Consider the following 21,856-nt stretch of genomic DNA (forward strand, 5'->3'; position numbering starts at 1 on the left):
TTGGCGCACTCGTCCGCATACCAACGAGATGGGCCTCGTTTCTGGGGGTGGGCCTGTTTCCCAATGTCTACTCGTAGGGCGAGCGGGGCTTGAACCCGCGACCGACGGATTATGAGTCCGCTGCTCTAACCGGCTGAGCTATCGCCCCATGCGCTTTCCCCTGATCACCGGGGTGGGCACGCTGGGGGCCGCCTCCGTCGCCGGGTCGGCCACCGGCTCTCCACGATACAGGCTTTCGAAGGTGCTGATCGTCGTCTGGATGTCGTGCGTCGCGACGATGTGCAGCGACGCGTTCTTGAGCACGTCGAACTCGTCCTGCGGGAGGGTGAGCACCCTCTCGAGTTTGTTCGCGAGATCGTGTGCGTCGCCCGGGCGGAACAGGTGCCCGTTCTCGCCGTCGTGCACCAGGTGCGGCAGCGCCATGGCGTCGGCCGCGACGATCGGGAGAGCGGAAGCCATCGCCTCCATCGTCGCGATCGACTGCAGCTCGGCGCTCGACGGCATCGCGAACACGGTCGCGCGGGTGTAGGCCTGACGGAGCTCCTTGTCGGTCACATACCCGAGGAACGAGACCCGGTCGGCGATGCCGAGGGTCTCGGCCAGGGTCTGGAGGTTCTTGAACTGGTCGCCGCCGCCCACGATCTCGAGACGCGCGTCCAGCGCCCGCGGCAGCAGCTTGATGGCGCCCAGCAGCACATCGATCTGCTTCTCGCCAGTGACCCGCCCGACGAACAGTATGCGGTTGCCGGTGCGCGGTGTGAAGTCGGGCGTGTAGTTATGGGCGTCGATGCCGCAGGAGATCGCGTGCACACCGCGGAGGCCGGTGGCCTTCTCCAGGAACTCGGCTGCTCGGCGGGTCGGGGTCGTGATCGCATGGGCGCGGTCGAAGCTCTTGCGGGCGTCCTTCCACGCCAGCGAGACGAAGGTGTGATGCAGGAACTTCGGCAGCCGCGTGAACTCGATGATGTTGTCCGGCATCACGTGGTTGGTCGCGACGATGCGGATGCCCCGCTTCTGGGCCTCGTAGGCGAGACCTCGTCCGATGACGATGTGCGACTGGAAGTGCACCACGTCGGGCTGCACTTCGTCGAGCACACGTCGCGCGTTCGCCTTGCTCATCCACGGCAATGCGAACCGCAGCCAGTCGTGCGGGTACCACCGCCAGCTGCGCAGGCGGTGGGCCGTCATCTTCTGGCCCTCGTGCTCCTCGATCCACGTTCCGTGGCTGCGGCTGGCGGCGGGCGCGACGATGTGCATGTCGTGGCCGCGCGCGACGAGGCCGGCGGCGAGTCGCTCGGCGAACCGGGCCGCTCCGTTCACGTCGGGCGGGAACGTGTCGCAGCCCATGAGGATGGTCATCGGCCTGTGCTGGGCCGGGGCGGGCGGGAAGTTGTGCGTTCCGCTCGTATCAGGCACGTGGTGAGTCCCTCACGGTCGTTGGCCGGGATGTTCGCTCCGGCGGCGGGCTGAGTGCGCCGGACGGGTCGAACCGGCGAGTCATCGCCTCAGTCTAGGCCGGATTCCGGGACGGAGTCCGCAAGCTGCTCGGTGAGTGGCGACTCGACCTGCGACTGGGGGTGGTGCTTGGCGAGCTGGAAGACCCCGAGAATCGCCACCGCTCCGGTGATGGCGAAGCCCGCCATCACCCACCACGGCGCGCCGGCTGCCTCGTTCAGGACCACGATGCCGATGGTCACCGCGACCAGCGGGTCGATCACGGTGAGGCCGGCGATGACGAGGTCCGGCGGGCCGGACGAGTAGGCGTTCTGCACGAACACGGCCCCGAGCACCGCGGCTGCGAGCAGCGCGATGATGCACAGTACGAGCAGCCAGTCCCACTCCTGGTTGGAGATGCGGTCGATGACCACCTTGGCCAGTGTCGCGACGAAACCGTAGAGCACCCCCGCGCCGACGATGTACATGATCGCCTTGAACCGGTGGCGCAGCAACCAGAACGCGAGCCCGAAGATGATGAGCACGACGGCGAGGATGATCAGGATGACGACGAGCGCCTGTGTCGTCACCGGTTCGGAACGGGCGAAGATGGCCGCGATCACCACGAACGCCCCCACGCCGCTCACGCACAGGCTGACCGCGATCACCGACTGCCGGTTGAGCTTGACGCCGCTCACCCGCGCGTTGAGCACGCTCGTGATCACCAGCCCGACCACGCCGAGCGGCTGCACCAGGATGATCGGCGACAGTTTGAGACTGACGAGCTGGAACACGACCGCCAGGCCGAGCAGCAGCGTGCCGATGACCCAGGAGGGCCGCGCGAGCAGCAGACCGAGCTGGCGGACATTCAGTCCGGCCTTCGCTTCCTGGGTCTGCGCTCCGACCTTCACGACGCCGTGATGCTGCAGCTGCGCGCCGATCGACAGGAACACAGCTCCGACGAGTGCGACCGGGATGCCCAGGAGCTGACTGGGCTGATAGGCCAGGTTGAGCGCATCCATCAGTTCGGTACCCACCCCACGACCCTACCGAACATGATCCCGATAGTCTTGCCGAATGGCCGCCCTTCCGATCCGGATCACTGGAGACCCCGTCCTGCACACCCGCGCTTCAGAGGTGACGGAGTTCGACGACGAGCTGCGCACCCTCGTCGATGACATGTTCGAGACGATGGACGAGGCGCCGGGCGTCGGACTCGCCGGTCCGCAGGTCGGTGTGCCGCTGCGGCTGTTCGTCTACGGCTGGACGGGCGACGACGACGTGGAGCACCGCGGGGTGGCGGTCAACCCGGTTCTCTGGCTCAGCCCGCTGGAGGTCGGCGAGCCCGACGAAGACTCCGAGTCGGAGGGCTGCCTGTCGCTCCCGGGTGAGCGGTTCCCGCTGCGCCGGGCGGCGCAGGTGATCCTCGAGGCGGTCGACCTGGAGGGCACGGCGTTCACCGTGCGCGCCGACGGCTGGCTGGCCCGGATCTTCCAGCACGAGTACGACCACCTCGACGGCGTGCTCTACGTCGACCGCCTCGGCCACCCGTACGGCAAGCAGGCGCTCAAGGTGCAGCGCAAGAACTCGTGGGGCGTCCCCGGTCTCAGCTGGCTGCCCGGCCGCGACCATCTGGAGGATTGACGAGGACGGAGGTCGGCCCGCTCCGGCCGTCCGAGGTCAGCGCAGCGGCACGCCGTGCACGCCGTTGTGATGGCGGAGCGCGGGGAACACCACCGACAGCGAGAAGCCGACACCCGGCACGCTCCGCGCGTTCAACACGCCGCCGTACAATGCGACCCGATCGCGCAGCGCGTTGAGATCGGGGCCTTCCACGAACTCGGTGACGGCGCGCAGGTCGTCTTCGGGGCTGTAGGCGGTCGCCTTGTCCACACCGTCGCGATCGAGCCCCGCCCGGCGGGCCGCAGCACGGATCCCGTCGTCCTCGACGGTGACGTGGAGGCCGTCGGCGGTCCAGGCGAACCCGACGGTCGCGCGGGTGCCGGGGCCACCGTGATCGAGGGCGTTGCCGAGGCTCGTCTGCAGGATCCGGAACACCACGAGCTCCGCGCCCTGGCGCAGATCGTAACGCTCCCCCGTCTCGGTCGACGTCACCTCCAGTCCCGCCTCCCGCATCACCCGGAACAGGTCGGCTGCCGAATGGAGGCTGGGCGCCGGCGCGGAATCGCGCACGCCGTCCGCCGCGGCGTTCTGCAGCCGGCGCAGATCGGCGAGGGCGTCGCGCGCGGACGTCTCGAGCGCTGCAGCCGAACGCGTCGCGGCCTCCAGGTCGGAGCCCGCCGCGTACCGCATCCCTTCCGCCTGCGACACCACTCGGGACACCGATGCGACGGCGACATCGCCCAGTTCGCCGATGATCCGGAAGCGACCGGCCTGCTCGGCGACTTCGAGCTCACGGTCGATCCGGTCCCACTCGCGTTCCTCGCGCGCCTCCTGAAGGCGCCGGCGGCGGCCGCGCTCCACGAACCAGAGCGCCGCGAACGCGACGGCTACCGCGAGGAACACGGCGGCGAGGGCGATCGCGAGCGGGGTCATGCATGTCCTTCCGAGACCGACGAGCGCGGCCCGGACGATCATATCCGGGCCGCGCGGCGCCGCGACCGCTCCGTCTGACGGCCGGTCAGACGGAGCGGGCGGTCAGGCGCTGTCGCCGCGGTTGGCGCGCAGCACCTCCAGCCGGGCGCGGTACTCCCTCTCGTCGATGTCGCCGTTCGCGTACCGCTCGGCGAGCGTCTGCTCGGCCGGGCGGGTGCCGGACTGCGGTCCCCAGCCGTAGCCTCCGCGCGTGACCGCGGCACGGCGCCAGCGGCGACCGGCGAGACCGAAGATCAGGAAGAAGATCCCGATCCAGAACAGCGGGATCAGGAACCACCACCAGCCGAACCAGGGGCCGCCTCCCCAGGCGACGACGGCGCAGGGTGCGGCGGCGGCGAGCGTACTGAACATGGTGCATTCCAATCGGTGAGCTGTCCGCGGCCTTCGCGGAACCACTCTCAGCCTCGCCGGATCGAGCGTTCCGCGAATCCGTCGCCGGGAGACACCTGCGCTACTCCCCGGGGAGCAAGGGCACCGGGTAGGGAGGCCGCCGCTGGCGTCACTGACGACCGGGCTGCACCAGCCCGGTCTCGTAGGCCACCACCGCGAGGTGCACGCGGTCCCGCGCCGCCAGCTTCGTCATGATCCGGGAGACGTGCGTCTTCGCGGTCAGCGGGCTGAGGAACAGCCGTTCGCCGATCTCGGCGTTGGTGAGGCCGTGGCCGACGAGAGCCAGCACCTCGCGCTCGCGGTCGGTGAGGTCGCGCAGCGCCTCCGGGTCGGGTGCCGGTCGGAGGCCGCCCGCGACCCGTTCGATGAGCCGACGGGTGGCACCCGGCGACAGCAGCGCGTCCCCGGCCGCGACGACACGCACCGCACGCAGCAGCTCGACCGGCTCGGTGTCCTTGACGAGGAAGCCGCTCGCGCCGGACACGATCGCCTGCGCGACGTACTCGTCGAGCTCGAACGTCGTGACCATCACGATGCGCGTCCCCGACAGCTCCGGGTCCGACGCGAGCTCGCCTGTCGCCCACAGTCCGTCGCCGTCCGGCATCCGGATGTCCATCAGCACGACGTCGGGCCTGGTGCGCCGGGCGAGGTCGACCGCCTCGCGGCCGGTGGCAGCCTCTCCGACGACCTCCAGGTCGTCCTCGGCCTCCAGCAGCGCACGGAAACCCGCCCGGACCAGGTGCTGGTCGTCGGCGAGCAGCACGCGGATCATGCGTGCTCCGTTCGCAGGTGCGGGATCCGCGCCTCCACCGTGAGCCCGCCGCCCTCGGTCTCGCGTGTGGAGAGCCGTCCGCCGAGCAGTTCGGCGCGCTCGCGCATCCCGATCATCCCCTTGCCTTCGTCGACCGGTGTTCGAGCGCTGGCGGCGCCCGGAATGCCGCGGCCGTCGTCGGCGACGGTGAGCACGTAGTCGTCACCGACCTCGTGCAGTGCGATCGACACCGTGGAGGCCTGGGCGTGCCGGCCGATGTTGGTGAGCGACTCCTGCACGATCCGATAGAGCGCGAGCTGGGTCGCGGCCGATGGCACCGAGGTGAGGCGATCGTCGTACCGCACGTCGAGACCCGCCCGCCGATAGGTGTCGACCAGCACGGGGACGCGCGCCAGGTCGGGCTCCGGCGCGCGTGCGGCCGGATAGCCCTCGGTGCGCAGGAAGCCGAGCACGCCGCGCACCTCTTCGAGCGCTTGGCTGCTCACCGACTTGATCGCCTCCAAGCTCTCGCGCGCCTTCTCCGGGCGGCTGTCGAACAGGTGCAGGCCGACTCCGGCCTGCACGCTGATCTGCGAGAGAGAGTGGGCGAGCACGTCGTGCAGCTCGCGCGCGATGCGGAGGCGCTCGGCCTCCGCCGCCGCCTCACGGCGCGCCGCGACCTGCCGCGACACCTCGCGGTAACGCTCGCGGCGACCCCGGATGGCCTCGCCGACGCCGACGAGCAGCGTCAGGACGAGCGCGATGATGAGCGGGCGGATGACCGCCTCCGGGCGGCCGACCAGTACATAGGCGCCGAGCGGCCCGACGACGGCGATGCCCGCCACCGTCCACCAGGCCCAGACACGCGCCGAGCGCACCACCGCGCCGACGACGGCGAAAGCCAACGGAACGGCCGCGAGCGGCGGCCCGGTCGTCAGGGCGATCGCCGGGATGCAGAGTGCCGCCGTGGCGACGACGACGGCCCCGGGGTGAGCGCGCCCGGCGAGCAGCAGGAACGACGAGGCCAGGGCGATGAGCACCGCGGCGAGCGTCCACGGGTCGCCTGCGCCGAAATGCGCGGCGATGAAGACACCGGGCAACTGCACCAGCACCGACAACACCACCGGGAACCAGATCGCCCCGGCCGGCCGACGACGCCCGCCCCAACCGGTACCCTGACCGTCGCCCGGCCCGTGCGGGCGGGAGGCGACGGGCGGGTTCCAGGGCATTCCACAATGCTAATCAGCGCATGCGCTGGCGCCGTGCCCCCGCGGGAGTCTGTCGGCTACTCCCCCGGGAGTACCCAGCCTGCCCTCGGCCCTCACGGAGAGAGGCCGTCACGCTGATCGAGGACGACGGCACGGCCGTGGCGGCAGACGGTGTGGCCGGTGTGGTGGCCGGCGCGAGCCTCCCGGTTGGCCAGGTGCCAGCGCACGAGCCGGGCGGCAGCGTCGAGGACGGCGACGCCCAGGTCGAAGGCGGGCCACAGCCACCGCCGGGTGGTCATGCCCGAGTAGTCGACGCGCCGGCCGGGCGCGGGCGTCACAGCGGCCCGGCTCACAGCGGTCCGGCCCCGGGGAGCGGGATGAACCGATAGCGCTCGGGAGGCCAGCGCCGGTCGCACCGCATGCAGTGGATCGTGGCCGCGACGTTCCGCAGATACGCCGCTCGCCGTCGACAGAGCAGGCCGCGATCGCCGCAGCAGGGACTGACGATCAGGAATTCGGCCGGGGCCGAGGGATCGTGAAAGGAGATGCCACGAGGATGGTTCGCATCGCAGCATTGAAAATCGTCCAGTCCGACCAGCTCAGCGAGCAGGTCGATGTCCGATTCCACTTCGACAGACGGCATCGCGACCTCCGGTAGTCGACCGCCCTGACGTTTGCAGAGCGTGCTACCGGAGAAGACACCATCTCCTGGGGATCGCTAACGCGGCAGTGCGGATCTCACGGATTGTGCTGCGCGTCGAAGATCTCGCCGTCGTCGCCGCCCTGTCGTCTGAACAGCGTTCCGAACGCCGGGCCGCCGAAGTTGGTCAGGCCGGCCTCGCGCTCGAGCGATTCGCGAACCTCGTCGTCGTCGTTCTCGTAGTCCTGCAGCGGTCCGTCAGCCTCTACGGGCTCGCCGCCAGTCGGCTTCCTGTCACTCATGGCCGAATGATACTCAGGTTCACGTGGACGGAGATGTCGCATCGGCCGCCTGGCGTAACTCCGGATTGCCGCCGCGACACGCCGCCACACCATCCGTAACTCCGGAAAACCGCCCGCATCCCGCCCGAATGTCCGGACTTACGAACACGCGCGGCGGTCCGCAACTCCGGAGAACACGGCACGATGCGGCGCGGTCTCCGGGGTTCCGCCCCCGACACGCGGCTCACGCCGCGATCCTCCGGAGTTGCCGACCACCAGTCGATGCGGGCCCGCGACAGGTCGTCGGCTGTCGCGCCGCGTCGGCCGGCTCATCTCTGCCGCGGGCTCGCGTCCAACACATCCCGGGCAACAAAAAGGCCCGGACGCTTTCGCGCCCGGGCCTCAGATGCTCCCCGACTTGGACTCGAACCAAGAACCTGCCGGTTAACAGCCGGCTGCTCTGCCAATTGAGCTATCGAGGAATGCTTGATCAGCGAAGCTACTCTAGCAAGACTTCGACCATCGAGAGAAATCGGCTCGGCGTCCCGCGCGCGTCGCCCTCAGTAGCCCGCCGCGGGGTCGACCTGGCCGACGAAATCGCCCGTGCCGAGGAACGCGCGGACGTTCGCGCCGATACGCTCGGCGAGCAGCGGGGCGACCATCTCGGACGTGTCCGCCTGATGCGGTGTGATCAGGCAGGCCTCCTCGTCCCAGAGCGGATGCCCGTCCGGAAGGGGCTCCGGATCGGTGACGTCGATGCCCGCTCCGGCGATCGCCCCGCTGCGCAGTGCGCGCAGCAGGGCGTCGGTGTCGACCAGGCCGCCGCGCGCGATGTTCACCAGGTAGGCGGTCGACTTCATCGCGGCGAACTCGTCGTCCGAGAACAGGTGACGAGTGCCTCCGGTCAGGGCCGCCGCGATCACGACCACGTCGGCGTCGGGGAGGACGTCCGACAGCCGGTCGGTCGTTACCGTGCGTTCGGCGCCCGCGACCGGATCGGAGGAGCGCCGGACGATCGTCACCCGCACGCCGAACGGCGCCAGCAGCACCATCAGCTCGAGTGCGATCCCGCCCGCGCCGACGATCACGACCTCCCGCCCGTAGAGCGAACGGCCCTCCTCGACGGTCGACCAGGACCTCGCACGCACGCGCTTCGGGATCACCCGCATCAACGCGAGCGTCAGCACGAGTGCGTGCTCGGCGACCGGCTGCGCGTACGCACCCTTCGCGCTCGTCCACACCAGCCCGGGGCGCGCCTCCGACGCGATGATGCCGGAGAACGCGTCGACGCCGGCGAACGGCAGCTGCACCCAGCCGATCCCGGGATGCGCCTCCAGGATCGGCGGGAACGCCGCCGCGTCCTTGTTGGAGAGCCACACCACCCCGCGCGTGCGATCGGAGAGCGGCTCGACCGTCCCCCCGGCCGCCTCCACCGCGGCGACGAACGACGGCTCCGCGGTCGGCAGCACGGCGACGGGGCCGGGCTCCGGTCGGTCCTCCGGAGCGAGCGGGGTGTCGCCCGGGGCGAGCACCGCGCGGTGCTGAGGGATGCGGTCGGCCATAGCGGTCCTCCTGATGCGGTCGGTCGGGGGTGGGTGGAGGTCAGCGCGCGCGCTGCGGACGGCGCTCCGTGCGGCGCTGCGGCGGCTTGAGCGCGTCCGCCAGCCCGCGGACGAACGGATGGGTCGGATCGGCGAGCACCTCCTCGATCGGCCCGAAGCCGACGGGGCGTCCACTCTGCAGCACGATCGAGACGTCGGTCGCGCGACGCAGCACCGCGAGGTCGTGGCTCACGATCACCGCGGTGAAGCCCGCGTGCGCACGCAGCTGGGCCAGGAGGGCGATGACGGCGTCGCGCACGGTGGCGTCGATGCCCGCGGTCGGCTCGTCGACCACCAGCACCTGGGGCCCGAGCACCAGCGCCTTCGCCAGCGCGACGCGCTGCCGTTGCCCCGCGCTCAACTCGTAGGGGTACTTGCTGAGCACGCTCAGCGGCAGGTGGACCGTGTCGAGCATCAGGGCCGCCCGCTCCCCCGCCGCCCGACGGTTGTAGTGGTTGTCCCGCTCGAAGATCGGCAGCGAGATGTTGTCCTGTACCGACAGCGTCGGTTCCAGCGTTGCGGAGGCCTCTTGCGGGAGGTAGCCGACGTGGAAGGTCACCTCGGCCAGATCGCGCTTGCGCGCGTGCCGCAGCGAATGTCCGAGGACGGTCGCGTCGCCTCCGCTGATCCGCGGCCCGGGCTCGCCGGAACGGAGGGGAAGCCCCCGCCCGGCGAGCACCGACGCCAGCGTGCTCTTGCCCGAACCCGTCTCGCCCAGCACGCCGATCGACTGACCGGCCTCCAGCCGGAAGCTCACCCCGCTGAGGGCGACGCACGACGGGCTCGCCCCGCGCGCGGGGTACTCGACGGACAGGTCGCTGACGACGATCGCGGGTTCGGGACTCACAGATTCGAGCCTAGAGGGTCCGGCAGCCGATCGGCCGGCCAGCACACCGCATCGTCGCCATCCGCCCCCGGAGCCTTTAAGCGCTCTCGGCGTCCAAGGCTCGCAACGCCTCCCGCCGGGCGGCCTGTTGGATCGGATCCGGTACAGGGAGGGACGCGAGCAGCCGCTGCGTGTAGGTCTCCTTCGGGTTCCCGAGCACCTCGGCTCCCGTGCCCTCCTCCACGAGCCGGCCGCGGTGGAGCACCGCGATCCTATCCGCGAGGAGGTCGACGACGGCCAAGTCGTGGCTGATGAACAGCGCGGCGAAGCCGAACTCCCGCTGCAGGTCCGAGAAGAGCTCGAGCACGCGCGCCTGCACCGACACATCCAGCGCGGAAGTCGGCTCGTCGGCGATCAGCAGCGACGGCTCGAGCGCGAGCGCACGCGCGAGACTCGCCCGCTGGCGCTGGCCGCCCGACAGCTCGTGCGGGAACCGGTCGCCGTAGCTGCGCGGCAGCTGCACGGCCTCCAGCAGCTCATCGACTCGTGCTCGCGCCGCCGAGGGTGACGACGCCCTGCCGTGCACGACCAGCGGCTCCGCGACGCAGTCGGCGATCGTCAGCAGTGGGTTGAAGCTCGACGCCGGGTCCTGGAACACGAAGCCGATGTCGCTGCGCACCTTGCGGAACTGCCGCTCCCGGACGCCGTTCATCTCGATCCCGAGCACCTTCAGCGAGCCGTCGGTGACCTTGCCGAGGCCGGCGATGGCGCGACCGATCGTCGTCTTGCCCGAGCCGGACTCGCCCACCAGGCCGAGCACTTCGCCCGGCCGGATGTCGAAGCTCACGCCGTCGACGGCGACGAAGCCGGGGCGGCCGAGGCGGCCGGGGTACTGGATCCGCAGGTCGCGCGCGGCGACCACGGGAGCCTCCTGCGGGCGCTCGGCCCGCGCGATCGCGCGGTCCTGGGTGGCGATGGCGCCCTGCCCGATCCGCGGGACCGACGCCAGCAGCTTGCGAGTGTACTCGGCCTTCGGCGCGGCGAACAGCGTGCGCGCGTCGGCCTCCTCGACGACCTTGCCCTGGTACATGACCGCGACCCGGTCGGCGAGGTCGGCGACCACGCCCATGTTGTGCGTGATCAGCACGATGGCCGCGCCGAACTCGTCGCGGCACCGCCGCAGCAGGTCGAGGATCTCGGCCTGCACGGTCACGTCCAGCGCGGTCGTCGGCTCGTCGGCGACGATCAGGCCCGGGTTCAACACCAGCGCCATGGCGATGACGATGCGCTGCTTCTGGCCTCCCGAGAACTGGTGCGGGTAGTACTTGACCCGCTTCTCCGGTTCGGGGATGCCGACCCGCCGGAGGATGTCGACCGCCTTCTCCTGCGCCTGCTTCTTCGTGAGCTTCGCGTGCGCGCGCAGGCCCTCGGCGATCTGCCACCCGACCTGGTACACCGGGTTCAGCGCCGTGGACGGCTCCTGGAAGACCATCGCCACGTCGGTGCCGCGGACCTCGCGGAGTTCACGCTTGCTCAGCGTCACGATGTCGGCCTCGGTGCTGCCGTCTTTGCTGCGCAGCACCACGGCTCCCGAGGCGGTCGCGGTCTCCGGCAGCAGGCCGAGGATGGTCTTCGCGGTGACCGTCTTGCCCGATCCGGACTCTCCGACGATCGCGAGCACCTCGCCCGGTGCGACCCGGAGGCTCACATCGTCGACCGCCTTCACGGCGCCGGCGTCGGTGGCGAAGGTCACCGACAGGTTGTCGATGGTGACGACGTCACTCATGGTCTGACCTCGATTCCGTGCTCGTCGAACGACTCTCCGCCTTCCAGGCCGTCGATCCCGCCGGGACCCGCCTCGAGGGGTCCTCCGGGAACCACCGACGTCTCCGCGACCTCGCCCGACGCCACGGCCGCGCGGCGACGGCCGCGCAGGCGCGGGTCGGCCAGGTCGTTGAGGCTCTCGCCGACCAGGGTGATGCCGAGCACCACCAGCACGATCGCGAGACCCGGGTAGATGGAGGTCCACCAGATGCCGCTCGTGACGTCCGACAGCGCTTTGTTGAGGTCGTAGCCCCACTCCGCGGCTGCGGTCGGTTCGATGCCGAAGCCGAGGAAGCCCAGCGCGGCGAGCGTCAGGATGGCGTCCGACGAATTCAGCGTGAAGATCAGCGGGAGCGTGCGGGTCGAGTTTCGCAGCACGTGGCGGAACATGATCCGGCCGTTGCTCGCTCCGACGACCTTGGCCGACTCGACGTAGGCCTCCGCCTTGATCCGGACGACCTCCGAGCGGATGACCCGGAAGTACTGCGGGATGTACACCACGGTGATCGAGATCGCCGCCGCCAGGATGCCGCCCCAGAGGCTGGACTGTCCGCCCGAGATGACGATCGCCATCACGATTGCGAGCAGCAGCGACGGGAACGCGTAGATCGCGTCGGCGATCACCACGAGGACCCGGTCGATCCAGCCGCCGAAGTATCCCGAGACCAGACCGAGCACGACGCCGGCGAAGATCGACAGGATGACCGCGACGACGATCACCAGGATCGCGGTCTGCGTGCCCCAGATCACGCGGGAGAAGACGTCGTAGCCGCCGACCGTCGTGCCCCAGATGTGCGCCGGGCTCGGCGGCTGCTGCGAGCCGAACTGGCCGTGCGCGTCCTTCAGCTGTGAGAAGCCGTACGGCGCGATGAGGGGCGCGAAGACCGCGACCAGGATGAAGAGACCGGTGAGCGCGAGACCCACGACGAGCATTCCGCGCTGCAGTCCGACGGACTGGCGCAGCTGATGCACGACGGGAAGTCTGTTCCAGATGGACCGCTTGCCCGAGGCCATGTCAGTACCTCACTCTCGGGTCGATGAGCGCCGCGATGATGTCGACGATGAAGTTCGTGACCGCGACGATGACGGCGAGGAGGACGACCATGCCCTGCACGGCGACGAAGTCGCGCGCCTGCAGATAGTGCGACAGCTGGAAGCCGAGGCCCTTCCACTCGAAGGTCGTCTCGGTCAGGATCGCTCCTCCGAGGAGCAGGGCGATCTGGAGGCCCATGACCGTGATGATCGGGATGAGCGCCGGGCGGTACGCGTGCTTACGTACCAGGCGGCTCTCGCTCACACCGCGCGAGCGGGCGGCGTCGACGTAGTCGGTGGACAGTGTGCCGATCACGTTCGTGCGCACCAGCCGCAGGAAGATGCCGGCGGTCAGCAGGCCCAGGGTCACGGCCGGCAGCACGGCGTGCAGCAGCACGTCGCCGACGACCGCCGGATCGCCGGTCTGGAACGCGTCGATGAGGTAGATGCCCGTCTTGTTGGGCAGCGTCTGCATCTCGATCTCCGAGCTGGTGGAGGCGCGGCCCGCGACGGGGAGCCAGTCCAGCCAGATCGAGAAGATGAGCTTGAGCACCATACCGACGAAGAACACCGGGGTGGCGTAGCAGAGGATCGCGAAGATGCGCAACGAGGCGTCGCCCCACCGATCGCGGAAGTACGCGGCGAGGAGACCGAGCGGGATGCCGACGATGAACGCGACGATGAGCGCGTAGAACGCCAGCTCGAGGGTCGCCGCTCCGTACGTGATCAGCACCTGCGTCACCGGCTGGTGGTCGGTGAAGGTCGTTCCGAAATCGCCGCGCAGGATCTGCCCGAGGTACTCGAAGTACTGCACGAGCAGCGGTCGGTCGTACCCGGCCTCGTGGATGCGCTGCTGCAGCTGCGCGGGAGGCAGCTTGCCGCCGAGCGCCGCCGTGATGGGGTCACCGGTGGACCGCATCAGGAAGAAGACGACTGTGACGAGGATGAAGATCGTCGGGATGATGAGGAGGGCGCGGATGAGGATGTAGCGGCCGAGGCCGCCTCCCGAGCGTCGACGCGCCTTGGTTCGTTCGGGGCCAGACGCTGTGGGCGCCGCCTGGCCGCTGACCGTCGCTGTCATGGAAGCCAATCGTGGGTGGTTCGTGGGTGGGGGCGGCCCGCAGATGCGAGCCGCCCCCGTTCGGCCGTGAGGTGCGGCCTAGCTCTTCGAGAGAGCCGCGTAGCGGAACTTGAACGACGGGTCGAGCGTCTTGTCGGTGCCCGAGACGTTCTTGCCCACCACGGCGACCTGGGAGCCCTGCAGCAGCGGCAGAGTGGACAGGTCCGCCCCCACCTTCGCCTGGATTTCCTCGATGAGCTTGGTGCGCTCGGTCGGGTCGGTCGTGCCCAGCTGCTGGGTGATCAGCTGCTGAACCTCGGGGTTGTCGTAGTGGTTCGCGAGGAAGTTGTCCTTGCTGAAGAACGGCGACAGATAGTTGTCCGCGTCGGAGTAGTCCGGGAACCAGCCCAGCTGGTAGGCCGGGTAGAGGTCCTTCACGCGGTCCTTGGAGTACTGCACCCACTCGGTCGACTGCAGGTTGACCTTGAACAGGCCGCCGTTCTCGAGCTGCTCCTTCACGAGCGCGTACTCGTCACCGGAGGACGGGCCGTAGTGGTCCGGGTTGTACTGCAGGTTCAGCGCGATCGGCGTGGTCACGCCCGCGGCCTGGAGAACGGCCTTCGCCTTGTCGAGGCTCGGGCCTCCGTTGCCGTCGCCGTAGAGGTCCTTGAGCACCGTGGTGGCGCCGGTCAGGCCCTGCGGGACGTAGGAGTAAGCCGGGGTGTAGGTGTCCTTGTAGACCTGCTTGGCGATGGTGGCGCGGTCGACGAGGTCGGCAGCGGCCTGGCGCACAGCGAGGGCCTTCTTGGCGTCGGCCTCCGGAGTGGTGGCGCCGTACGGCTGGGTGTTGAAGTTCCACACGATGTAGCGGAGCTCACCACCCGGGCCCTTGACGACCTTGACGTTCTTGTCGGAGCCGAGGCTGTCGATGTCGGTCGCCGACAGGCTGCGGAACGCCACGTCGATGGCGCCCTTCTGGATGTCGAGCTTGAGGTTCGACGACTCCGCGTAGTACTTGACGTTGACCTTGTCGGTGGCCGGCTTGCCCAGCAGACCGTCGTAGTTCGGGTTCGCCTTGTACGCGATGAGGTTGTTGAAGTCGTAGCTCGTGATGTCATACTGACCGGCGAACGGGTGACCCTTGACGATGGTGTTGTCCGGGGTGACCTTGTCGGCCGAGAAGACCTGGTGGTCGACGATCGGGCCGGCCGGGCTCGAGAGCACCTGCGCGAAGGTCTGGTCGTTCGGCACCTTCAGCTTGAAGACCGCGGTGGTCTTGTCCGGGGTGCTCACGCTGTCGAGGTTGCCCAGGAGCGACGCGGGGCCGTTCGGGTCGTTGATCTTCAGCTGGCGGTCGAAGGTGAACTTGACGTCCTCGGAGGTCAGCGAGTGACCGTTCGCGAACTTCAGGTTCGGCTTCAGCTTCACGGTGTAGTCGGTCGGCGACGTGAACGTGGCGCTCTCGGCGATGTCCGGCTTGACATCCGGGCTGCCGTAGGGCGAGTTCATCAGGAACGGGTAGACCTGATTCATCACGGCGAACGAGCCGTTGTCGTACGACCCTGCCGGGTCGATCGACGTGATCTTGTCCGTCGTGCCGATGGTCAACGTGCCGCCGCTGGAACCGCTGGAGTTGTTGCTCCCCGAGCAGCCCGCGAGCACCAGCGCCGCGGCCGCGAAGGCCGCTGAGACGGCGAGCAGGCGCCGTCCGCCGATGTGAACGGATCTCATATCCGATTACCTCTTCCTTGGTGGGGTCACTGAGACGGCCGAACGCATGCGGGTGCCTCGTCGCCGAATCGCGTAGCCACAGTCCTAGCATGAATGCCGCGTGGAATACTCATCCCGCCGTGGATCGCGGCGCAATCTTTACATCGACGCAGCAAAATCGCGCGCATTCGAGCACGGTGACACGGAATCCGTTGTCGCAGTGCGCTGATATTCTATCGTGCGCGCGTGCCGCCTCATTCCCCGCGGAGGCGCATCCGCTCCTGGTCGATCGACGACAGCGCCACCTGCAGCGACCGCCGCAGCTCGGCGTTCTGCGGGTCTGTGCGCGCCAGGCGGGACGTCAGCTCGGCCTTCTCGCGCAGGAGGTCGCGGTCGATCAGGCCGTCCAGGATCGACCGGGCGTACCGACCGACATCGGTGCCTGCCTGAGGCAGAGCGGCCACGGCAAGGGCGTTCACGGTCGGCTCGTACGCCTGCGGCACCTCGGCGAGGATACGGTCCACCCAGCCGGGATCGGCGATCGAGGGCAGCTGGCTGGCGATGGCGTCGCGCACGACCGCGTGCGTCGGATTGCTGAACGGCACCTGCACGGCGCGCGACGCCCGGTCGGCGCCGACCTCCTCCGGCAACTGGAGGAGCACCATCAGGCTCTCGCGCTCGGTGCGCTGAGTCGGGTCGGTCGGGTCGGCCTCCCGGATCGGCGCCGGCGCCGACGTGGACTGGCCCTGCTCGGCGTACGGATCGGACGGGGATTGCTGCGGCGACTGCTGCGAGGGTCTGCCGCCTGTCCGGTCTCCGGACTGGCTCCGGCTGCCGCGCTGTGCCGAGCGCACGGCGCGCAGCGCATCGTCGAGGTCGGCGCCGGAAAGCCGTGCGAGCTCACGGGTGTACCCGTTCTGCGAAGCCGGGTCGCGGATCGTCGCCACAATCGGCGCACCGGCGCGCAGTGCGGACGTGCGACCCTCCACCGAGTCGAGGTCGAAACGCTCCACGACCTGCCGGATCATGAACTCGAACATCGGCTTGCGGTTGTCGATCATCCGGCGGACTGCGTCGTCGCCACCAGCCAGCCGCAGATCGCACGGGTCGAGACCGTCGGGGCCGACGGCGACGTAGGTCTGCGCCGAGAAGCGCTGCTCCTCCCCGAAGGCGCGCGCTGCGGCCTTCTGGCCGGCGGAGTCCGGGTCGAACGTGAAGATGACGGAGCCGGTGCTGCTGTCGTCGCCCATCACCCGTCGGATCACCTTGATGTGATCGACGCCGAACGCGGTGCCGCAGGTCGCGACGGCCGTCGTGATCCCGGCGAGATGACACGCCATCACGTCCGTGTAGCCCTCGACCACGACCACTTCGTCGCGCCGTGAGATGTCGCGCTTGGCGAGGTCGAGACCATACAACACCTGGGTCTTCTTGTAGACCGCCGTCTCGGGGGTGTTGAGGTACTTCGGACCGTTGTCGTCGTCGAGCAGTCGGCGCGCGCCGAACCCGATGGTCTGGCCTGTCACATCGCGGATCGGCCAGACCAGGCGTCCGCGGAACCGGTCGTACACACCACGATCGCGCTGCGAGACCAGCCCGGCGGCCAGCAGCTCGTCTGGTGTGAAACCCTTGGTGCGCAGGTGCTTGGTGAGCTCGTCCCAGCTTTTCGGCGCGAAGCCCACACCGAAGTGGGCGGCTGCTGCGGCGTCGAAGCCGCGCTCCCCCAGGAAGCGTCGGCCCGGATCGGCGTCGGGCGCCGCCAGACGGTCCCGAAAGAATTCCTCGGCCGCGTTGTTGGCGGCGAGGATGCGGGCGCGGTTGCCGCTCGACTCGCTCGGGCCTCCCCCGCCCTCCTCGTAATGCAGCTGGTAGCCGATGCGGCCGGCGAGCCGCTCGACGGCCTCGGTGAAGGACACGTGGTCGAGCTTCACCAGGAAGGCGTAGACGTCGCCGCCCTCTTCGCAGCCGAAGCAGTGGTACCGGCCGACGCCCGGGCGCACGTTGAAACTCGGGCTCTTCTCGTCGTGGAACGGGCAGAGCCCCTTGAGCGAGCCGACGCCGCCCGGCTTCAGACTGACGTAGTCGCCGATGATGTCGGCGATGTTGGTGCGGGCCTTGACCTCGTCGATGTCATTCTGTCGTATCCGGCCGGCCATTATCCGATTCTAGGGGTGCCACCAGCGCCAGCGCAGGAGGCGCAGAACGGCAGACACGCCCCGGGGCCGGGGCCGATCTTCAGTCTCGAGGCGGCCTCCTGCGCCGCGTGTTCTGCGCGATCTCGATGACCGCGCAGAAGACCTCGATCGTGACGCGCAGCAGCAGCACGGCGAGGATGGCGGCCACGAGGGTCACCAGGACGCCCAGCAGGAAGACGAACGCGCCGCCCGGGGAGTCTGCGGCGATCGCGATGCCGAGGCTGTTGGCGAAGCCGACGATGATGGCCAGCCCGATCAGCACCAGGCCGACGACGTACACCGGGCCGGCGAGCTTGCGGGTCACGTAGCTCGTGAACGTGAAGTCGAACAGTGACGAGAAGAAGCGGGATTCGTCCAGCCGGTCGGCGAGCTCGTTCACGCTGCGCGCGTGCCGGGTGCCGCCGGCGGTGTCCTGTGCCTCGGCGGAGCCTTCTGTCGGCGCAGATCCTCCGCTCGGCGAGGTGCCTCCGGCCGGCGAGGTGCCTCCGCTCGGCGCAGCCGGTGCCGGGGTGCGAGCAGTCTCAGCAGCGGCCCGGACCGGCACCTCTTGCGCCGGAACGGCCTCCCGCTCGGCCCGAAGCTGTTCGGCGACCGCGACCTCGGCGGGAGCGAGTACCTCCGTCTCCGCCGTCGACTCCCGATAGAAGTCGGCGGCCGATGGGAGAACGGCGGTCTCGGTCTCGGGTGGCTCTGGCGTGTTCTCGACGGGCTCTTCCGCGCGCTCCACGGGCTCGACGGGCGACGACGACGTGTCGGGAGCGGCGGCCGACGGCTGCGCCGGCTTGCCGAGCATGGCGTCGAGGATCTCGGGGGCCTCGCCGTTCGGCGAGATCGGCGGTGTGGCCGTGGAGCGCTTACGCGTCGATGGCGTGCGCTTGACCGGCGTGTCTGCGTTATCGGGCTTCCTGGCCGCAGGGGCGCGGCGGCTGGTCGTGCGTTTCGGCGCCGGAGACGGGGCGGTCGGTCTCTCCTGAGACGCCGTAGACTCCGAAGCCGCCTGAGTCGCGGCCTCCGGGGTCGCGGCCTCCGGGGTCCCGGCCTCCGGGGAAGCGGCCGCCTGAGGAGCGGCCTCCTGGCCCGCTGCGGGCCTGTCGCCGTTCGACGGTGGCTGTGCGCTGGTCATTCGTTTCCCTCCGATGCCGTCCTTCAAGCATTCTGCACCCGGGCCGCCGTTTCAAGCCCGCGTGCGGCCGTGCCGGATCAGTGTTGCACGAGTCGTTCGTACCAGCTGAGAGCGGACTGGTCGGTCAGGCTCGCGACCTGGTCGACCACCACCCGCTTGCGCTCGCGGTCGCCCGCGGCCTGATGCCAGTCCTCCTGGAAACCCGGGTCGAGCTCGTGCGGGCCGCGCGCGAGCAGGATGTCGGCGAGCGTGGTCAGGATTTGGCGCTGCTGCGCGTAGATGGGCTGGCGGGTGTTTCGCGACATCACGAACGTCGCGACGATCCCCTTCAGCACGGCAATCTCGGCGCGGATCGCGTCGGGCACGACGACGTCGGCGCCGAATCTGCGCAGCTCCACGCCACCAGCTGTCGACTTCGTCTCGTGCACCGCGGCGTGGGCGAACCGGCCGATGAGCTGGCTGGTGAGGTTCTTGAGGTGCGCCTGCGCTCTCCTGCTGCCGTTCCAGCCCTCCAGCCAGATATCGAGGCTGTCGAGCCGGTCGAACGCCGCGATGAGCTCGTCGTGGCTGAACTCGCCGCCCACCCACTCGTACATCGAGCGGACGAGGTCGTCGTGGTCCACGCGGCTGCTCAGGGCTGCGACGTCGATGTAGCCGTTGACCACAGCGTCCTCGAAGTCGTGCACCGAGTAGGCGATGTCGTCGGAAAGGTCCATCACCTGGGCTTCGATGCAGCGCGTCCGCTCGGGCGAACCCGCGCGCATCCACTCGAAGACGGCGTGGTCGTCGGCGTAGAAGCCGAACTTGGCGCGCCCGCTGGGGTCGGCGACCGCGTGCGTCTCGGGCCACGGGTACTTGCAGCTGGCGTCGAGGCTCGCGCGCGTCAGGTTGAGGCCGTATGGGCGACCGTCGCGTCCGAAGACCTTGGGCTCGAGGCGGGTCAGCAGCCGGAGCGTCTGCGCGTTGCCCTCGAAGCCGCCGATGTCCTCCGCCCAGGCGTTGAGCGCGCGCTCGCCGTTGTGACCGAACGGCGGGTGGCCGATGTCGTGCGCGAGGCACGCCGTGTCGACGATGTCGGGGTCGAGGCCGAGGCTCGTGGCGAGCTCGCGGCCGACCTGGGCGACTTCGAGCGAGTGGGTCAGCCGGTTGCGGGCGAAGTCGAGCCCGGCGGTCGGACTGAGGACCTGGGTCTTGGCCGCCAGCCGGCGCAGAGCGCTCGAGTGCAGCAACCGCGCCCGATCGCGCGCGAAGTCGCTGCGGCGGCTGGAGTGGTGCTCGGGAAGCCAGCGTTCGCGGTCCCGTTCGCTGTAGCTGTCGGCCGGGACGTCGCCGCCCCCGGTCGGCGCCACCGTCGACCGCGCTGCACTATCCACCACTGTTGTGCACCTCCGCCTCGGCGACCTCGGCCCGTGCGCTGCCCGCGAGCTCCCGGCTGTCGAGCCAGCCCTCGGGCAGTGCCGGCCGCTTGGGAGAGCCGGCGCGACCGCGCTGGCCCTCGGCCGCCTCGCCCGGGTACTCCTGGCTCCAGTCGAGCGTCGCGAGCAGGTCGTCGAGGTGGGCGAGCGTGTCGACGGTCGCCAGGCTCGCCCGGAGGTCGCCACCGACCGGATAGCCCTTGAAGTACCAAGCGACATGCTTGCGGATGTCGCGGCAGCCGCGCTCCTCGCTCCCGAAGAACTCGACCAGCAGTTCCGCGTGACGGCGGAACGTCGCCGCCACCTGGCCGAGCGTCGGGTGGGCCTGCGCCAGCGCGGCCTCCTCGGCGGTGAGCTCGCCGGCACGTGCACGGAACGCGGCGGCCAGGTCGCCGAACAGCCAGGGCCGGCCGAGGCAGCCGCGGCCGACCACGACGCCGTCGCACCCGGTCTCGTCGACCATTCGGATCGCGTCGGCCGCCGACCAGATGTCGCCGTTGCCGAGGACGGGCGTGCCGGTGATCGTCTCTTTGAGCTTCGCGATAGCCGACCAGTCAGCGTGACCCGAGTAGAACTCGGCGGCGGTGCGGGCGTGGAGAGCGATCGACGCCACCCCGGCGCCCGCCGCCGCTTTGCCTGCCTCGAGGTAGGTCAGGTGATCGCCGTCGATGCCCTTGCGCATCTTGACCGTCAGCGGGATGTCGCCGGCCGCCGCGACGGCGCCCTCGACGATCTCGCGGAAGTGGGTCAGCTTCCAGGGCAGGGCCGCTCCGCCGCCCTTGCGGGTCACCTTGGGCACCGGGCAGCCGAAGTTGAGGTCGATGTGGTCGGCGCGGTCTTCAGCGACGAGCATCGTGACCGCCTCACGGACGGTCGTGGGGTCGACGCCGTACAGCTGGATGCTGCGCGGGGTCTCCGAGGCGTGGTGCGTGATGAGGCGGAGCGACTCCGGGGTGCGCTCGACGAGCGCGCGTGAGGTGATCATCTCGCTCACATACAGGCCCGCTCCGAACTCGCGGCAGAGCCTGCGGAAGGCGGTGTTCGTTATCCCCGCCATGGGCGCGAGGACGACCGGCACGTCGAGCGCCAGCGGGCCGATGGTCAGGCCGGGGCTCGTCTCCGTGCGGGAGGCTAGGGTTGAAGTAGTAGACATCTGTGTCGATTCTCCCAGAAAGCGTGCTGATACATGGCCGAGAACCCGGAAGATGTGGAACCTCGCTCCGGACGCCGGCGTGTGGAGGACGATGCCCGTGTCCGCGGCATCCCGGTGCGGATCGTGGAGCGGCCTGCCGCGCGCAGCCTCGAGGAGGCGGCGGAGCTTCTCGGCATCCAGCCGGCCGACATCGTGAAGACGCTCGTGGTCAAGCGCAGCGACGACACCTTCGTGTTCGCGCTCGTGCCGGGCGGGCGCAAGATCTCCTGGCCCAAGCTGCGCGCCCTCCTGCACGTCAACAAGCTGCAGCTGCCCGATGCCTCGCTGGCGCTCGCCGCGACCGGATACGAGCGCGGCACCATCACTCCGTTCGGAAGCACCACCGCGTGGCCCGTGATCGCCGACGAGACCGTCACCGGACGCACCGTCTCGATGGGCGCGGGCGAGCACGGCTACTCCCTCTTCGTCGACGCCGGCGCCCTCCTGACCGGCTTCGCCGCCACCGTCGCCGACATCACCGACCCCGAGTAGCCGCCCGCCCTCCCTCACCCACCCGCAGAGGGGTCGCAACACGCCGCTGACGCGCCGCGTCAGCGG

At 69.7% G+C, this 21,856-nt stretch carries 21 protein-coding genes and 2 tRNA genes; 2 read left to right on the forward strand and 21 right to left on the reverse strand.

The genetic code is table 11. The features are described from left to right. Window positions 1–74 precede the first annotated feature (74 nt). From ACPPVW_RS15870 to ACPPVW_RS15880, 3 genes are all read right to left on the reverse strand, one after another. Window positions 75–148: transfer RNA gene (locus tag ACPPVW_RS15870), tRNA-Ile, on the reverse strand. After that, window positions 139–1,416: a glycosyltransferase gene (locus ACPPVW_RS15875; protein ID WP_426624037.1), complete on the reverse strand. Its 1,278-nt coding sequence runs from the start codon at window positions 1,414–1,416 to the stop codon at window positions 139–141. Before ACPPVW_RS15875 ends, ACPPVW_RS15870 begins: the two co-directional genes overlap by 10 nt. Window positions 1,417–1,505: 89 nt before the next feature. Beyond that, the gene (locus ACPPVW_RS15880; protein WP_426624038.1) at window positions 1,506–2,471 is read right to left on the reverse strand and encodes a DMT family transporter; all 966 of its coding nucleotides are present in this window, start codon (window positions 2,469–2,471) and stop codon (window positions 1,506–1,508) included. A 40-nt stretch (window positions 2,472–2,511) separates the two neighbouring features. Between ACPPVW_RS15880 and def the strand changes: the two genes are divergently transcribed. Beyond that, entirely contained in the window at window positions 2,512–3,078 is a 567-nt protein-coding gene (gene def, locus ACPPVW_RS15885; protein WP_426624039.1) for a peptide deformylase, read from the forward strand. A 36-nt stretch (window positions 3,079–3,114) separates the two neighbouring features. Here the strand turns inward: def and ACPPVW_RS15890 are convergent, their stop codons facing one another. The 18 genes from ACPPVW_RS15890 to dusB all read right to left on the reverse strand — a co-directional run bounded on the left by ACPPVW_RS15890 (window position 3,115) and on the right by dusB (window position 21,259). Beyond that, entirely contained in the window at window positions 3,115–3,990 is an 876-nt protein-coding gene (locus ACPPVW_RS15890) for a sensor histidine kinase (RefSeq protein WP_426624040.1), read from the reverse strand. A gap of 102 nt (window positions 3,991–4,092) precedes the next feature. After that, entirely contained in the window at window positions 4,093–4,401 is a 309-nt protein-coding gene (locus tag ACPPVW_RS15895) for an SHOCT domain-containing protein (protein WP_426624041.1), read from the reverse strand. Between the two features lie 148 nt (window positions 4,402–4,549). Continuing rightward, on the reverse strand, window positions 4,550–5,212 hold the full coding sequence (locus ACPPVW_RS15900; protein ID WP_426624042.1) for a response regulator: 663 nt from the start codon (window positions 5,210–5,212) through the stop codon (window positions 4,550–4,552). Continuing rightward, window positions 5,209–6,420, reverse strand: coding sequence for a histidine kinase (locus ACPPVW_RS15905; RefSeq protein WP_426624043.1), 1,212 nt, complete (start codon window positions 6,418–6,420; stop codon window positions 5,209–5,211). The genes ACPPVW_RS15900 and ACPPVW_RS15905 overlap by 4 nt, the downstream gene beginning before the upstream one ends. A gap of 92 nt (window positions 6,421–6,512) precedes the next feature. After that, complete coding sequence (locus tag ACPPVW_RS15910) at window positions 6,513–6,737, reverse strand: hypothetical protein (protein WP_426624044.1); 225 nt, start codon at window positions 6,735–6,737, stop codon at window positions 6,513–6,515. Between the two features lie 11 nt (window positions 6,738–6,748). Further along, window positions 6,749–7,042, reverse strand: coding sequence for a hypothetical protein (locus ACPPVW_RS15915; protein ID WP_426624045.1), 294 nt, complete (start codon window positions 7,040–7,042; stop codon window positions 6,749–6,751). 95 nt (window positions 7,043–7,137) lie between these two features. Further along, complete coding sequence (locus ACPPVW_RS15920; RefSeq protein ID WP_426624046.1) at window positions 7,138–7,341, reverse strand: hypothetical protein; 204 nt, start codon at window positions 7,339–7,341, stop codon at window positions 7,138–7,140. A 388-nt stretch (window positions 7,342–7,729) separates the two neighbouring features. Next, window positions 7,730–7,802 (reverse strand) — tRNA-Asn (locus tag ACPPVW_RS15925). Between the two features lie 78 nt (window positions 7,803–7,880). Next, entirely contained in the window at window positions 7,881–8,882 is a 1,002-nt protein-coding gene (locus ACPPVW_RS15930) for a D-isomer specific 2-hydroxyacid dehydrogenase family protein (RefSeq protein ID WP_426624047.1), read from the reverse strand. A gap of 40 nt (window positions 8,883–8,922) precedes the next feature. Next, complete coding sequence (locus ACPPVW_RS15935) at window positions 8,923–9,768, reverse strand: ATP-binding cassette domain-containing protein (RefSeq protein ID WP_426624048.1); 846 nt, start codon at window positions 9,766–9,768, stop codon at window positions 8,923–8,925. Between the two features lie 76 nt (window positions 9,769–9,844). After that, entirely contained in the window at window positions 9,845–11,533 is a 1,689-nt protein-coding gene (locus ACPPVW_RS15940; RefSeq protein ID WP_426624049.1) for a dipeptide ABC transporter ATP-binding protein, read from the reverse strand. Beyond that, a complete protein-coding gene (locus ACPPVW_RS15945; protein WP_426624050.1) occupies window positions 11,530–12,585 on the reverse strand; it encodes an ABC transporter permease in 1,056 nt (351 codons plus the stop codon). The genes ACPPVW_RS15940 and ACPPVW_RS15945 overlap by 4 nt, the downstream gene beginning before the upstream one ends. A 1-nt stretch (window position 12,586) precedes the next feature. Further along, window positions 12,587–13,684, reverse strand: a complete 1,098-nt coding sequence (locus tag ACPPVW_RS15950; RefSeq protein WP_426624051.1) for an ABC transporter permease — start codon at window positions 13,682–13,684, stop codon at window positions 12,587–12,589. A gap of 78 nt (window positions 13,685–13,762) precedes the next feature. Continuing rightward, window positions 13,763–15,394: an ABC transporter substrate-binding protein gene (locus ACPPVW_RS15955; RefSeq protein WP_426624052.1), complete on the reverse strand. Its 1,632-nt coding sequence runs from the start codon at window positions 15,392–15,394 to the stop codon at window positions 13,763–13,765. Window positions 15,395–15,627: 233 nt separating this feature from the next. Beyond that, window positions 15,628–17,529, reverse strand: a complete 1,902-nt coding sequence (dnaG, locus tag ACPPVW_RS15960) for a DNA primase (protein WP_426624053.1) — start codon at window positions 17,527–17,529, stop codon at window positions 15,628–15,630. A 79-nt stretch (window positions 17,530–17,608) separates the two neighbouring features. Further along, window positions 17,609–18,691: a DUF4282 domain-containing protein gene (locus ACPPVW_RS15965; protein ID WP_426624054.1), complete on the reverse strand. Its 1,083-nt coding sequence runs from the start codon at window positions 18,689–18,691 to the stop codon at window positions 17,609–17,611. A 77-nt stretch (window positions 18,692–18,768) separates the two neighbouring features. Continuing rightward, window positions 18,769–20,040 (reverse strand): deoxyguanosinetriphosphate triphosphohydrolase, encoded by a 1,272-nt coding sequence (locus ACPPVW_RS15970; RefSeq protein ID WP_426626325.1) that lies wholly within the window; start codon window positions 20,038–20,040, stop codon window positions 18,769–18,771. A 16-nt stretch (window positions 20,041–20,056) separates the two neighbouring features. After that, on the reverse strand, window positions 20,057–21,259 hold the full coding sequence (gene dusB / locus ACPPVW_RS15975) for a tRNA dihydrouridine synthase DusB (RefSeq protein ID WP_426624055.1): 1,203 nt from the start codon (window positions 21,257–21,259) through the stop codon (window positions 20,057–20,059). Window positions 21,260–21,292: 33 nt separating this feature from the next. On the opposite strand from dusB, the gene ACPPVW_RS15980 reads away from it, so the two are divergent. Then, window positions 21,293–21,790 (forward strand): aminoacyl-tRNA deacylase, encoded by a 498-nt coding sequence (locus ACPPVW_RS15980; RefSeq protein WP_426624056.1) that lies wholly within the window; start codon window positions 21,293–21,295, stop codon window positions 21,788–21,790. Window positions 21,791–21,856 lie beyond the last annotated feature (66 nt).

This window comes from Leifsonia sp. McL0607 (assembly GCF_049993355.1).
Taxonomy (GTDB): domain Bacteria; phylum Actinomycetota; class Actinomycetes; order Actinomycetales; family Microbacteriaceae; genus Leifsonia.